A 13,571-nucleotide genomic window follows, 5' to 3' on the forward strand; every position below is an offset into this window, starting at 1 on the left:
TGGATTCTTAACTTGATGACATTGGGACCTGTCCCTCTGTCCCAACAAAAAAGAAACGACCCATTCGGGTAGCTTCTTTCGGTTTATTATCGTAGGCTTTTTCTTCTATAAGCGAATAGAAGTATTACACCAGCCAATAAGATTACAGTTCCCACTATTAAAGTGTTAAATTGTGGAGAAGCTGTTTCCGGTAAGAGTTTACCTTCCACTTCTTCTAATCCAGTTTTGTCTCCTGAAGAGGTTTGAGTTGTTTCAGGATGTTCAGCAACAAGTTCTTTTTCAGCAGTTTTAGATGATCCTGAAACCTCAAATACTGTATAAATACTAAAGTGATTTGTGGTTACTGTAACTTGTCCATTGTTGTACTTTGCACCAGGGATTAGTTCCCACTTTTGTTTTGCTTCGTTAAAATAATACACTTGTAAGTCATCTGAGTTTTTGATTTTACTTTCATCTACCGCAAAGACAAGAGTAACAGGCTCTTTAAATTGTGAAACAGCCGTACCATCTGCGTAGATTGTAAAATCGTATACATCACTAACAGCGTTTTTTACAGGTTTTAGCTTTTTAATGTCTGTTGAGATTTCCTTTCCATCCGGGAGGTTGTTCAAAGGAATTTGCAGCTCAATACTGTTGTTTTTAATAGCAAAAGATGCACCTTTTTCTTTTAAGGTCTTCACTTGTTCTTTTGATAAATTAACTTTAGTAGACTCAGTTTGGCTAACATCAACTACAAGAGTTGCTCCCTTTTGTACCTTCTCTACATCACTGTTTACAACTGATGCAGTACCATTTGTAATCTGAGGTGTGACTGTCGTTGGTTCCCCATTGTTCTCAATCTGAGACTCAGAATCATCTTGGGTTGTATCTTTTGAACCAGTATTTCCTTCAGGCTTCTCCTCATTCTCAGTTGGTTCCTTGTTTTCCTCAGGTTTCGTTTCTTCCTGAGTTTGCTCTGTTCCGCCCCTACCAAGGTCTTCTGATAACACATCCACATACACATCTTTTTCTTCCAGAGCTTTTACTACATTTTCTGCTGATGTGAATAGAGGGTTGTTAAACAAATCGACATAACTTAAAGAATCCATCTCTAAAAGACTATCAATTTTTGAAATATTATTAGATTCTAAGTATAGTAATTCAACCTGATTAAGGTTTTCAAATGATGAAAGGTCGGATAGTTTATTAAAACCAAGGTACAGAGACTTCAATTTCGGTAGATTGCTTAAAGGCGATACGTTTGAAACTGCGTTATTGTGAACGGTTAAATGTCTTAATTGTTTCATATTCCGCAATGGTGATACGTTTGTGATCTGATTATCTATTAGAAATAGTTCCTCTATTTGCGTAAGTCCACTTAACGCAGAAATATCAGTTATATTATTATTACTTAGGTTTAATCTTTTAAGGTTCTTTAGTGTGCTCACATTTGCAATGTCCTGGTTTGTTAGATTTGAAGAAGTTAGAACAAGTTCCTCCAACTGAGTTAAGCTACCTAATGAAGATGGGTCTCCTGTGAAATTATTTAAATATAAGGTATCTAAGTTTGGTAAGTTCTTTAAGACACTAACATCTGAAATGGGATTATCCATAAAATCTAGCTGTTTTAAGGTGGTTAGATTTTTTATTGGAGTAAGATCTGAAATTTCATTATCTCCAATGTATAGTATTTCTAGCTCTGTTAGGTTAGAAAGAGGCGTAAGATCTCATATTTTATTATTAGGTATGATCAGACTTTTTAGGTTCTTTGCATTTTCTAAGCCCTTTAGAGAAGTTATCTCACTTAAAGAACCATATAATTCTTCTAATTTTTCAATATCACTATCGACTAAAGAAGTAGATAGGTCCCACATACCTAATTGACTGCGTACAGCATCTTCTAAGGCTGGATCCTCAAAATAACGTGGAGCGGGTGGAGCTTCAAGTGTACTTTCCGCTACACCGTCAGCTTTAGCAATCACTTCCTCATTTTGGATTGCTTCAATCTCAAAATCATATGCAGTATTTGGCTCTAAATCATCAACTGTAACCACTTGAGTCTGACTGCTATACTGGGCAACCTCAGTATATGGACCGTAATTAATGTAGTATGTAATGGTTTCTGTTTGACCTACTGGACCATCAAGAGTGATTGATAGGTCAATTGTAGTTTGAGTTGGATTTTCAGCATGAAAAGACAGATTGTATAATTGTTCCTGTCCATCTGCCGCACTTACTGAAGTTACAGGTAATAGTAATGGAAAAAAGAGTGATAAAGCTAATAATAGATTAATAATTTTATGATTTCGCAAATGAAATCCCCCCTATTAAATTGGAAATAGGTATAAATACCTAATATTTTTACACCGATTACCATTATAGTACAAAAATAATCCAATTTGTATAAAAATATGGAAAATAATTAGGAGAGGTTAAAAAGGGGTGCAAAGATTCATATGAAAATTGTAAAAATAAAAAAGCCCTTCATCCAATTGAAGGGACGTTGTACATTAACGGGTTCATTGTTCCTACCCATGCCAAGCGCCAGTTCTTTTAGTTAAAACGAAGAGTGGATAATTATCTTTTTCGCCTGTATAAGGGAGAGATTTCGTATAAACCCATACTGTATCACCCTTATCTATCAGTGTATCTATTTCATTCTCCTCCGAACGGGAACCGTGCCCCCATTCCTCTAAAAATAGTTCTTTCCAATTATCTTTTATGGGTGCATTCACAGATAGGTACAGGGCTTGATCAAACAAAGTTCCGTTTTCACCATTATTCGTTTTCTTAAATTCCTCAATAACATCCCAAATCTCATCAGCGGTTAAATTATCATAAAAATTCTCAGACCAGTTAATTCCTTTTGCATAACCATAATCGGGGCTAGCTACATACTCATCAAATATGTACGTCCTAAGCCTTTCCTTTAAGAGTTCCTTCTCTTCAAGAGAGACATTATCTTTTTGTGACGTTGAAAGTGGGTCATTACTACTGCTCGATTCTGCTTCGGCACTTTCCTCTACATATTCTTTTTCAGTAAGCTCGGTAGCTTTTGAAGAATTTTCATTGGTAGAAGTTTTGAATTGTGACTCTTTGGCCTCGTTAGTCTTAATAGAAAGAGAATTAGACGAACATCCATATAAAAATACAAAAAGTAGAGTTAAGGTTCCCAATCGATATAGACAACACATTTTTTTCTTCTCCTTACATATATAGTTAGTTCAAATTTTATACCAAATCTAATCTTGGGTCACGGAGACAAATGCGGTGTCCAACAAAAAGAAGCGGCTCCTGCGAGTCGCTTCTTCCTATTTATTGTGAGGCTTGGATTTTAGTTATTACAAAATCTCTTTTTACATCATAAGCGTAACTTTCGTCGTAAACTATTTTCAACTTGTTTAATATCTCTACATTCTCTTTGCTCGAGTGACACTTGCGTGCCACTGCTGATCAAAACTCAAACTTCTGAAAAAATCCACATCCACTACACGCTCTGCCAATCTGCTGTTTCGTAACAGGGTTCATATAATAGATTTCATCATGTCCGCAAACGGAACATTCCATATCGTGAAAAACTTCGCGGGGACCAAAGATTACATCGAGAATCACTTCGAAAGCCAAATCTATCAAATCCCTTCCTATTAAGTTTCACCAATATAGCATACGAACAACGAGAAATTAGCCAGAACTTGTCTAGTACAATAATAAAAAGCTCGACAAATTCTAGGTCAATATGTCAGGTTCCTCATCACGCGTGCGGGGTGAGGAACCTGGCAGGGCCTTCCCAATGAAGAACTTTCTACCTAATGGATGATCTGATAAACCATCACCCTGAATCGGAAAGCGGGACAAGGGACCTGTCCCTCTGTCCCAACTCCTACCATTGTCCCATATTATGGTATATAATTTTTTCCTCAGTTTTTGTAGATATTTGTAAATTGGTACTTTATAATAACCAATAGACTGATAAAATTTGGGACAAGGGACCTGTCCCTCTGACCCAGAGTTTTAGGAGGAGCATAGCATAATGGAGGAAACGATTAGTTTAAAGGAAATATTTCAGACGATTCGAAAGCGTCTTTGGTTAATAACGATTATAACGGCCGTGATTGTGGCGACGGTTGGGGTTGTGAGTTTCTTCTTTCTAACACCCATCTATCAATCTTCCACGCAAATTCTCGTGAATCAAAAAGCATCTGAACAGCAGTACTTAAATCAAAACGACATCCGAACAAACATCGAGTTAATAAACACGTATAATGTCATCATTAAAAGCCCAGCAATCTTAGATATTGTAAAAGAAAAACTAGAATTAAATGAATCACTTAGCAACCTGATCACAGTTGGAAGTGAAAATGAGTCACAGGTTGTAAAAGTGACAGTACAACACACAGATCCGCAGATTGCAGTTAACATTGCTAACACAACAGCCAATGTATTTAAGGAAGAAATCGTAAAGATCATGAATGTCGACAATGTGAGCATTCTTTCACCAGCCGAGCTTCCAGAGAATCCAGTGCCTGTAAAACCAAACCCTATGCTTAATATGGCGATTGGACTTGTTGTGGGATTAATGGCGGGTGTCGGACTTGCGTTCTTATTAGAATACTTAGATAACACGGTTAAAACAGAACAAGATATTGAAAGACTACTAGAGTTACCTGTATTAGGGGCAATTGCCGAGATCGACCTTGAAGCGGAATTAAGTGAAGGTACAGATACAGGAAAACGTACGAGAGGAAGAGGTGATTCTCTTGGCGCGTAATAAATCAAAACGCAAACAATTTCAACAACAAAATCGTAGTTTAATCACAATGCTAAGACCGAGGTCACCAATATCGGAACAATATCGCACGATTCGTACGAACATCCAGTTCTCTTCTGTTGATGGAGATATCCAAACAATTATGGTTACATCTCCTGGCCCAGCTGAAGGGAAATCTACGACAACAAATAATATTGCAGTTGTTTTTGCGCAGCAAGGTAAGAGAGTATTACTTGTCGATTCAGACTTACGCAAACCAACAGCTCATTACACATTCCGTGTCGATAACCATACGGGATTAACGAATGTTTTAACAAGACAAGCAAAATTAGATGATGTTATTCAAGACACAGATGAAGATAATCTGTATGTCTTACCGAGTGGTCCCATTCCTCCGAATCCAGCGGAGATCCTTGGATCAAGAGCAATGGATGATTTTCTAAAAGAAGCAAAAGATCTTTTCGACATAATTGTTTTCGACACACCTCCTGCACTTGCTGTAACAGATGCTCAGGTACTTGCGAATAAAACAGATGGTGTCGTGATGGTTGTTACGAGTGGAAAGACGGAGAATGAAGCTGCATTAAAGGCAAAAGAACAACTTATTAATGCAAAGGCAAAGCTTTTAGGCGTTGTCTTAAATAAGAAGAAAAGAACAGAAAGTCCATACTACTATTACTACGCAAAGAAGTAATGTAATAAAAGAGTAATAGGAAAATGAACGTAAAGGAAGTATTTACAAATGTAAATACTTCCTTTTTTTATATTCGACCCAATTCGACAAATTTCCCCCGTTTTCTTTAGTATACTACTATGGTACTATTACGATTGTAAGCAAATTTCCAGAGAATGTGTCGAAAAATAAAAAGGATAGAGGGGGCGATTTCTATGATTGATCTACATTGTCACATACTCCCATATTTTGATGATGGGGCAAAAGACCTAGCTGAAACGATAGAGATGGCGAAGAAAGCCGCAGATGAAGGTATTACAAAGATAATCGCAACTCCTCATTATAAAAAGAGAGAATACGAGAATCCAAAAGAGAAAATTCTACAGGCTGTTGAGATGGTCAATAAAGAACTATCTCGAGCAAAAATCCCCGTAACCATCTTACCCGGTCAAGAACCGCGTATCGACGGAGAGCTGCTACAGGACTATAACAAAGGTGAAATCCTCTCGCTTAACAATGGAGGGAAATACCTGTTTGTCGAGTTCCCAAGTGGCCATGTACCACGCTATGCCGAGCAGTTGTTATTTGACCTGCAACTGAATGGGCTCATACCTGTTATTGTCCACCCAGAACGAAATAGTGAATTCCTAGGTAATCCAAACCTATTATACCGGTTTGTGAAGAATGGTGCGTGCACGCAAATCACAGCATCTAGTGTAACCGGTCATTTTGGAAAAAAGATTAAAAAGTTCTCGATGCAATTAGTTGAGTATAATTTAACACATTTTCTAGCATCTGACGCTCATAATCTATCAACTCGACCGTTTCGATTGAGAGAGGCATATGATGTGCTAGTGAAGCAGTATGGAATTGCTGCTGATTACTATTTTAGAGAGAATGCCGAGCTTTTACTAGATAACAAGGCGGTTATAAGAGATACACCTGAGAGGATCATACAAAAGAAGTTATTTGGGCTATTTGGCTAAATACCATTTCTTTTAATGGGTCCTGGTAAATTATTCTTATGATTGACATTCTAGACGCTCAATCTAAATGGGGCTGAATTCAGAAAACATTTCAAATATTGATTGCTTTAATAGGGGTTTATGTTTCTATTATTTATACATAGAAACGATATGAAAAAGGGGAGAGGGCTTTGTCTTATCGAAAGAGATTAGGATCATTAGTGATTGTTGATTCTATTATTGTGTTAACTGCTATTTATATTAGTTATTTTATGTTACATCCTTATTTTCAAATTTTTACAATGCCTTTCTTACTGATAAGCTCAATTACCCTACTGGCTAGCCACCATGTGTTTGCTTATGTATATCGTTTATACAAAAGAGCGTGGGAGTATGCAAGTATTGGGGAGTTAATGAGTATTGCAAAGGCTGTTACGTTTTCAATTGCGGTACTTGGTGTTGTTCAATTACTAGCAATGGGAAATGTATATGTGAGGGTTCTAATCCTCACCTGGATGATGCACATCCTGTTTATTGGTGGGTCACGCTTTTCGTGGAGGATCTTCCGAGATTCGTTTATTAAGGATACAAAGGTCAGAAAGAGAACATTAATTGTCGGTGCAGGGGCTGCAGGTACAATGTTAGCAAGACAAATGATTCACAATCATGATCTTGACTTAAAACCTGTTGCGTTTGTCGATGATGACGTAAAAAAGCAGAATCTACAAATCTATAATGTTCCTGTCCTTGGTGGAGTATCTTCAATTGAAGAAATTGTAAAATCGAAGAATATTGAAAATATTATTATTGCGATTCCTTCCTTAAGCAAAAAGGAACTAAATGATATTTTCCAAGAATGCAGCAAGACAAAAGCAAAGACACAAATCATGCCACTGATTGAGGATGTCATGTTAGGAAAAGTAACAGTTAACAGTTTCCGTGATGTAGAGGTAGAAGATCTATTAGGAAGAGAGCCTGTACAATTGGATACTGCAAGTATTTCAGAAAAGTTAACGGGTAAAACGATACTAGTCACGGGTGCTGGTGGTTCAATTGGTTCTGAGATTTGTCGTCAGGTGAGTATGTTTAATCCGAAAAAGCTTGTGTTAGTAGGTCACGGGGAAAATAGTATCTACCTTATTGATATGGAGCTTCGTAATAAATACAAACAACAATTTGAAATCATCCCCGTGATTGGGGACGTCCAAGATCGCAACCGGATGTTTGAAGTGATTGAAACACATGCCCCAGATGTTGTGTATCATGCGGCAGCTCATAAGCATGTTCCTTTAATGGAGTACAACCCTAAAGAGGCAGTGAAGAATAATGTGTTTGGGACAAGAAATGTTGCGGAAGCGTGTCATACATTTGGTGTGAAGAACTTCGTTCTTGTTTCGACGGATAAGGCGGTAAACCCGACAAATGTAATGGGTGCGACGAAGCGAATGGCGGAGTTAGTCATTCAGAATCTTGCTCTTTCGAGCAAGACGAAATTTGCTGCGGTGCGATTTGGGAATGTGCTTGGGAGTCGAGGGTCTGTAATACCTTTGTTTAAGAAGCAGATTCAGGCTGGTGGACCTGTGACGGTTACTCATCCGGAGATGACAAGGTATTTTATGACGATACCGGAAGCCTCAAGGCTTGTGTTGCAGGCAGGTGCCCTTGCTCGTGGTGGAGAGATTTTTGTGCTTGATATGGGTGAGCCGGTAAAGATTGTGGATTTGGCGAAGAACCTTATAACCCTTTCGGGTTATACGTTGGATGAGATTGAGATACGTTTTTCAGGACTTCGTCCTGGGGAGAAGATGTTTGAGGAACTGTTGAATGACGATGAGATTCATCTGGATAAAGGGCAGATCTATCCTAAGATTTATATTGGGAAGACGTATAACCTTTATACGGAAGAGGTTAAGGAGATTCTTGAGCGTGGGTTGGAGCTTGAGGTGGGAGAGTTGAGTAAGAGGTTGATTGATTTGGCGAATAATCGGGTTGAGCCGAAAGTGGAGAAGTTGGTTTTGGTGTGAGTGGAACCTTTTGGGGTTGTATTTGGTTAGAAGGATTTGGAGAATTTAGTGGCTCTTGCGAGCCTTGGTTATAGAGGGTTTTTGTTAGATGATTGGTGGATAAATTGGGAAAAGCTCTACCGAGCTTTTTCTTTTGGGGAAGATAGATTGTTTAAAATCTCCAGCTCTTCGAGCTGTTAGTAAGGTAAATGAAAATTGAAAAGGGAGTCGTTGAGATGAAAGTTAGAAAGGCGATCATACCTGCTGCTGGTCTTGGAACTAGGTTCTTGCCTGCGACTAAGGCAATGCCTAAGGAAATGCTGCCGATTGTTGATAAGCCGACCATTCAGTATATCGTGGAGGAAGCGGTAGAGTCTGGGATTGAGGATATTATTATTGTAACTGGTAAGACAAAGCGAGCGATTGAGGATCATTTTGATAACTCTTTCGAGTTAGAGCAGAATTTATTGGAAAAAGGAAAGTTAGAGTTATTGGAAGAGGTTCAAAAGTCTTCTAGGGTAGATATCCATTATATTCGTCAAAAAGAGCCAAAAGGTTTGGGACACGCAGTATGGAGCGCGCGTAAATTTATTGGGGACGAGCCATTTGCTGTTTTACTTGGTGATGATATTGTACAAGCGGAGAAGCCGTGTTTACGACAGTTGATGGATGAGTATGAGAAGACGTATTCTTCTGTGATTGGTGTTCAGACTGTTCCTGATGAGGAGACACATCGTTATGGAATTGTGGATCCTGCAGTTCAGGTTGGTAGACGATATCAGGTTACAAATTTTGTGGAGAAGCCTGCACCTGGGACAGCTCCTTCTAATTTAGCGATTATGGGTAGATATATTCTCACTCCAGAAATTTTTATGTTCTTGGATAAACAGGAAACGGGTGCTGGTGGAGAGATTCAGTTAACGGATGCGATTCAGCAGTTAAATGAGATCCAACGAGTGTTTGCTTATGATTTTGAGGGTACTCGGTATGATGTTGGGGAGAAAATCGGGTTTATTAAGACGCAGGTGGAGTTTGCATTGAAAAATGAGACGCTACGACAGGATTTATTAGAGTATTTAGAGACGGTCGTGGAGAGTAGTAGGGTTGGAGTTAAGGCTTAGAAATATAAAGTTGGTAATTATTTGGTAGTTTAAAATCATTGTCTTTATATTATAGTTTTTATTGTGATTCTTTTGTAGAGTACTTAAGATGTTGTTTGATTAGCTGCTCCTCCTTCGAGGAGTTTGGTATTCTTTTTTGGGTGATGTCTTCTTACCTTTATCAATGAAGGCACTCGGCTATGCTGTGGGTTGTTAACCTTAGACACTGAGTTGTCGGTAGTGTGGTGTGAGGTTGGGTTTGATGCCCTGAATTTATTTAATGATTTAGATTAAAACGTGCACCTTTGAGTTAACAGAGTGTTTGTAAGTATCTTTACTTATGTGTTTGTTACAAAAACTTAGGGGTGCATAGAATATGAATGTTATAATTAAATCTTTTGTAAGTAGATCTGGTTCTAAAGGTATTACTTTGATTGAGGTCCTTGCTGTTGTTGTTATTTTAGGAATTCTGACGGCGATCGCGGTGCCAAGTGTTATGAAGGTTATTGAGAGTACTAAAGAGGATGTATGTGATAGTAATAGAGTTGAGCTGGAAAGAGCTTTTGAAGCAGAGTTGAGTTTGAAAGGTATCGAGGCTACAGGTGCATTGTTTGGACAATGGTTGCTTGAGTTTGGTGAGGATAATTGTCCGGAAGATGGTGAATTTTATTATGTTAATGGTGAAGTTGAGTGTAGTGTGCATGGTGAAGGGAATAGTGATGATTTGGAAGAAGAGGAAGATGAGGTTCCTTATTTGTGAGTGTTGATCAGCATCAGCTCTTCGAGCTGGGTTTAATTGGACTGATTGAAGGTGGTTGGGAAGTAAGAATGGTCAATAGATAACCACAATATATTGTGGTAAAATCAGTGAAAAATCATGAAAATATACAATATATGGAATTTATCTATATAACATAGTACCATTTTGTTAGTATATAAAGATAAAATGGCTAAAATCGGGTAGTTCGATTATGAAAAACGTTGATTTGACGGGCTTTTTAACACCTTAAAATATGGGAAAATATTGAATGGGGTTAAGGAACTGAGTATCGTGCTTAGATAACATGCTGAAAGCCTTGCTGGATAAGGGTTTGATCCATTTTTAGTGAGATTTATAGATTGATTGAATGGTATATATAATAGGAAGAAACTCGGTTTAGGATGATAAATGCAAGAATATCTATTTCGTATTTAGTTGGTCGATTGAATAGATATTACGAGGTGAGTATCGTAATATGATAACAATACGCAATATATAGTATTAAAATCCATTTTATAACGACAAAACATACTATATGTTGATTTTTTCATCTATTTCTCATATTGAATAATATATGCGAGGTGGCTATCAGTAGTAGATAACAATTTTAGTGGTTTAGTAGTTGGTTGGAATAAGTGACTTCCAATTAAGTCCTAATCTACTAAAGAACAAATTTTAAGGAGTGTTGCTGGATGTATATGAAGGTTAAAAGATTGATAGATATTATTCTTTCTTTAATAGGACTTATTGTCTTATCGCCCATTTTTTTAATTCTAATATTTGCTATTAAAATGGATTCAAGAGGCCCCGTTTTGTTTAAGCAAAAACGTGTAGGAATTAACAAGACTCATTTTAATATATTGAAATTCCGTACCATGAGAATAGATACACCGAAGGACACTCCAACTCACTTATTAGATAATCCAGAACAGTATATCACAAAGATGGGGAAGTTCTTAAGAAAAACTTCACTTGATGAGCTACCGCAGATTTGGAATATTTTTGTTGGGCAGATGAGTATAATCGGGCCTAGGCCAGCATTATGGAATCAGTATGATTTGATTGCTGAACGGGAAAAGTATGGTGCGAATAATGTACCACCCGGTTTAACTGGTTGGGCACAGATTAATGGTAGAGACGAGCTTCCTATTGAAGTGAAAGCGAAGTTGGATGGGGAGTACGTTGAGAAGATTAGCCTCTGGATGGATGTAAACTGCTTCTTCGGGACCATAGTTAGTGTAGTGAAGAGTGACGGGGTTGTTGAAGGTGGGACTGGTGTTAAGAAGGAAGTTGCAAGTACTAAGGAGAGTATTTCTAAATGAAAAGGATTCTGATAACAGGTAAAAACAGCTATGTTGGTACAAGCCTGGAGAAATGGCTTGGAAACTATCCAGATAGATATTCAATAGATTCGATTAGTTTAAGAAACGATTCGTGGAAGGAAAAGGACTTCTCAGAGTATGATGTGGTGTTTCATGTGGCTGGGATAGCACATATAAAGGAAACGAAAGAAAACGCACCTCTTTATTACAAAGTTAATTGTGATTTAGCTTACGAAGTTGCTCAGAAAGCTAAGGTTGAAGGTGTAAACCAGTTCATATTCCTCAGCTCCATGAGCGTATATGGAATTGACAATGGTGTGATCGGTAAAAAAACACCTCTTAAACCTTTAAGTAGTTATGGGAAATCTAAGTTACAAGCAGAAAAATTAATTTCTACATTAGAAGAAGATTTTTTTAAAGTTGTAATCTTACGCCCACCTATGATTTATGGAAAAGGATGCAAAGGTAATTATACTAGGTTAGCAATGCTTACTATGAAAATCCCTGTTTTTCCTAAAATAGATAATAAGCGAAGTATGATTTATATTTATAATCTATGTGAATTTATACGATTAATAATTGATGACTCTAGTAAGGGTTTATTTTTTCCTCAGAATGAGGAATATGTGTGCACATCAGAAATGGTAAAGGTGATAGCAGAAATTAATGGCAAGAAAATATGGTTTACTAAACTTTTCAATCCATTTCTGGGGTTGTTCAAATTGACTTTAGTACAAAAGGTATTTGGGAACTTAGTATATGAAAAGGAACTATCCATTTATAGTAAGCAATATTGTATGTTTTCTTTTACAAACAGTTTAAAAAATACAGAGGTGAATTAAATGGGTAGTATTAGAAGTAGAATTGATTATATCTTAAAACATAATTTAATTATACAAAAGCTATATAAACTTCTAATGAGTACGATCTTTAAACTAATTGGGAATTTTATCAAGACTGATGAGAAAATGATCTTATTTAATGGGCACGGGAGAAAATATAATGATAGTCCAAGAGAAATATATGAATATATTATAAGAAGTAACAAGTATAACGATTATAAATTTGTATGGGCTTTAGATGAGCCTGAAAAATATGATATACCACATTCTATAAAAATTAAAATGGATACATTTAAGTATTTCATGACCGCATTAAAAGCTAAATATTGGGTGAGTTGTGTAAATATTGAGAGAGGATTACATTTTAAGAAGAAACAGACGATCTATCTTAACTCTTGGCATGGTACTCCCTTAAAGTTAATTGGTAATGCTGTAAGTGGTAGAAAGGACTTTGACTTTTCTAGTATTGATATATTTTGTTATTCGGGTGACTATGAAAAAGAAATTTATAAAAGAGATTTTAATGTATCTGAAGATAGTCTTTTTCTGTCAGGTCTACCTAGAAATGATGCACTATATCATGTGTCGAGTAAGGTGATTAATAAATATAAAGGGCTATTAAATATTCCCGAAGATAAGAAGGTTATATTATATGCGCCGACTTGGAGAGATAGTACTGATAATGGTAAAAGTTATGTAATTGACCCTCCTATAGATATAAATTCTTTGCAAAAGGAACTACAAGATGATTACGTGCTTTTACTCAGAACTCACTCTTATACAAATAAATTAATGGGGATTCAGTTCAATAATTTTGTCCGGGACTTTTCAGCATATCCTGAAATCAATCATTTGCTTATTATAGCTGATGTATTGGTTTCTGATTACTCAGCAACGATTTTTGACTATGCAATTCTTGAAAGACCTATAATTTGTTTCGGGTATGATTATTTTCAATATAAAAATGATAGAGGTTTTTATATTGATTTAGAAAAAGAACTTCCGAGTGGTGTAATAAAAACACAAGAAGAACTTGTAAACAAGATTAAGACTATGGATTATCAAAATGAATGTCAAAAGACAGAACAATTTAAAAATAAGTATCTTAAAATTGGTGGTAATGCAACAGAGATGTGTGTTCGAAAGCTATTGGATTAAT

General features: G+C 36.7%; 12 protein-coding genes. 9 read left to right on the forward strand and 3 right to left on the reverse strand.

Annotated elements, in window-relative coordinates:
• Positions 1-86: 86 nt before the first annotated feature.
• The 3 genes from CKJ95_RS17310 to CKJ95_RS17320 all read right to left on the reverse strand — a co-directional run bounded on the left by CKJ95_RS17310 (position 87) and on the right by CKJ95_RS17320 (position 3,173).
• Positions 87-1,592, reverse strand: coding sequence for a leucine-rich repeat domain-containing protein (locus CKJ95_RS17310; RefSeq protein ID WP_099354700.1), 1,506 nt, complete (start codon positions 1,590-1,592; stop codon positions 87-89).
• A 114-nt stretch (positions 1,593-1,706) separates the two neighbouring features.
• The gene (locus tag CKJ95_RS17315) at positions 1,707-2,291 is read right to left on the reverse strand and encodes a fibronectin type III domain-containing protein (protein WP_099354701.1); all 585 of its coding nucleotides are present in this window, start codon (positions 2,289-2,291) and stop codon (positions 1,707-1,709) included.
• A 216-nt stretch (positions 2,292-2,507) separates the two neighbouring features.
• Entirely contained in the window at positions 2,508-3,173 is a 666-nt protein-coding gene (locus tag CKJ95_RS17320; RefSeq protein ID WP_099354702.1) for a hypothetical protein, read from the reverse strand.
• 836 nt (positions 3,174-4,009) lie between these two features.
• Between CKJ95_RS17320 and CKJ95_RS17330 the strand changes: the two genes are divergently transcribed.
• The 9 genes from CKJ95_RS17330 (at position 4,010) to CKJ95_RS17370 (ending at position 13,570) form a co-directional block, all read left to right on the forward strand.
• The gene (locus CKJ95_RS17330; protein ID WP_099354703.1) at positions 4,010-4,747 is read left to right on the forward strand and encodes a YveK family protein; all 738 of its coding nucleotides are present in this window, start codon (positions 4,010-4,012) and stop codon (positions 4,745-4,747) included.
• Positions 4,748-4,796: 49 nt separating this feature from the next.
• Positions 4,797-5,441, forward strand: coding sequence for a CpsD/CapB family tyrosine-protein kinase (locus CKJ95_RS17335; protein ID WP_099354922.1), 645 nt, complete (start codon positions 4,797-4,799; stop codon positions 5,439-5,441).
• 194 nt (positions 5,442-5,635) lie between these two features.
• Positions 5,636-6,406, forward strand: a complete 771-nt coding sequence (locus tag CKJ95_RS17340) for a tyrosine-protein phosphatase (RefSeq protein WP_099354704.1) — start codon at positions 5,636-5,638, stop codon at positions 6,404-6,406.
• A 170-nt stretch (positions 6,407-6,576) separates the two neighbouring features.
• Positions 6,577-8,409 (forward strand): polysaccharide biosynthesis protein, encoded by a 1,833-nt coding sequence (locus CKJ95_RS17345; RefSeq protein ID WP_099354705.1) that lies wholly within the window; start codon positions 6,577-6,579, stop codon positions 8,407-8,409.
• 215 nt (positions 8,410-8,624) lie between these two features.
• A complete protein-coding gene (gene galU / locus CKJ95_RS17350) occupies positions 8,625-9,509 on the forward strand; it encodes a UTP--glucose-1-phosphate uridylyltransferase GalU (protein WP_099354706.1) in 885 nt (294 codons plus the stop codon).
• 355 nt (positions 9,510-9,864) lie between these two features.
• The gene (locus CKJ95_RS17355) at positions 9,865-10,248 is read left to right on the forward strand and encodes a type II secretion system protein (protein WP_099354707.1); all 384 of its coding nucleotides are present in this window, start codon (positions 9,865-9,867) and stop codon (positions 10,246-10,248) included.
• Between the two features lie 692 nt (positions 10,249-10,940).
• Positions 10,941-11,570 carry a sugar transferase gene (locus tag CKJ95_RS17360; RefSeq protein WP_099354708.1) on the forward strand — a complete coding sequence of 210 codons (630 nt, stop codon included), beginning with the start codon at positions 10,941-10,943 and terminating at the stop codon, positions 11,568-11,570.
• Entirely contained in the window at positions 11,567-12,412 is an 846-nt protein-coding gene (locus CKJ95_RS17365) for an NAD-dependent epimerase/dehydratase family protein (RefSeq protein ID WP_099354709.1), read from the forward strand. The genes CKJ95_RS17360 and CKJ95_RS17365 overlap by 4 nt, the downstream gene beginning before the upstream one ends.
• The gene (locus tag CKJ95_RS17370) at positions 12,413-13,570 is read left to right on the forward strand and encodes a CDP-glycerol glycerophosphotransferase family protein (protein WP_218962756.1); all 1,158 of its coding nucleotides are present in this window, start codon (positions 12,413-12,415) and stop codon (positions 13,568-13,570) included. It abuts the gene before it with no gap.
• The last annotated feature ends 1 nt before the right edge of the window (position 13,571 follow it).

It is taken from the genome of Fredinandcohnia onubensis (assembly GCF_002734285.1).
Lineage (GTDB): Bacteria > Bacillota > Bacilli > Bacillales > Bacillaceae_L > Ferdinandcohnia > Ferdinandcohnia onubensis_A.

Coding starts and splice junctions, on each gene's coding strand:
- CKJ95_RS17365 (WP_099354709.1), top strand. CDS start 11,567: ATGAAAAGGATTCTGATAACAGGTAAAAACAGCTATGTTGGTACAAGC.
- CKJ95_RS17310 (WP_099354700.1), bottom strand. CDS start 1,592: ATGGATAATCCCATTTCAGATGTTAGTGTCTTAAAGAACTTACCAAAC.
- CKJ95_RS17355 (WP_099354707.1), top strand. CDS start 9,865: ATGAATGTTATAATTAAATCTTTTGTAAGTAGATCTGGTTCTAAAGGT.
- CKJ95_RS17360 (WP_099354708.1), top strand. CDS start 10,941: ATGTATATGAAGGTTAAAAGATTGATAGATATTATTCTTTCTTTAATA.
- galU (WP_099354706.1), top strand. CDS start 8,625: ATGAAAGTTAGAAAGGCGATCATACCTGCTGCTGGTCTTGGAACTAGG.
- CKJ95_RS17340 (WP_099354704.1), top strand. CDS start 5,636: ATGATTGATCTACATTGTCACATACTCCCATATTTTGATGATGGGGCA.
- CKJ95_RS17320 (WP_099354702.1), bottom strand. CDS start 3,173: ATGTGTTGTCTATATCGATTGGGAACCTTAACTCTACTTTTTGTATTT.
- CKJ95_RS17330 (WP_099354703.1), top strand. CDS start 4,010: ATGGAGGAAACGATTAGTTTAAAGGAAATATTTCAGACGATTCGAAAG.
- CKJ95_RS17335 (WP_099354922.1), top strand. CDS start 4,797: ATGCTAAGACCGAGGTCACCAATATCGGAACAATATCGCACGATTCGT.
- CKJ95_RS17370 (WP_218962756.1), top strand. CDS start 12,413: ATGGGTAGTATTAGAAGTAGAATTGATTATATCTTAAAACATAATTTA.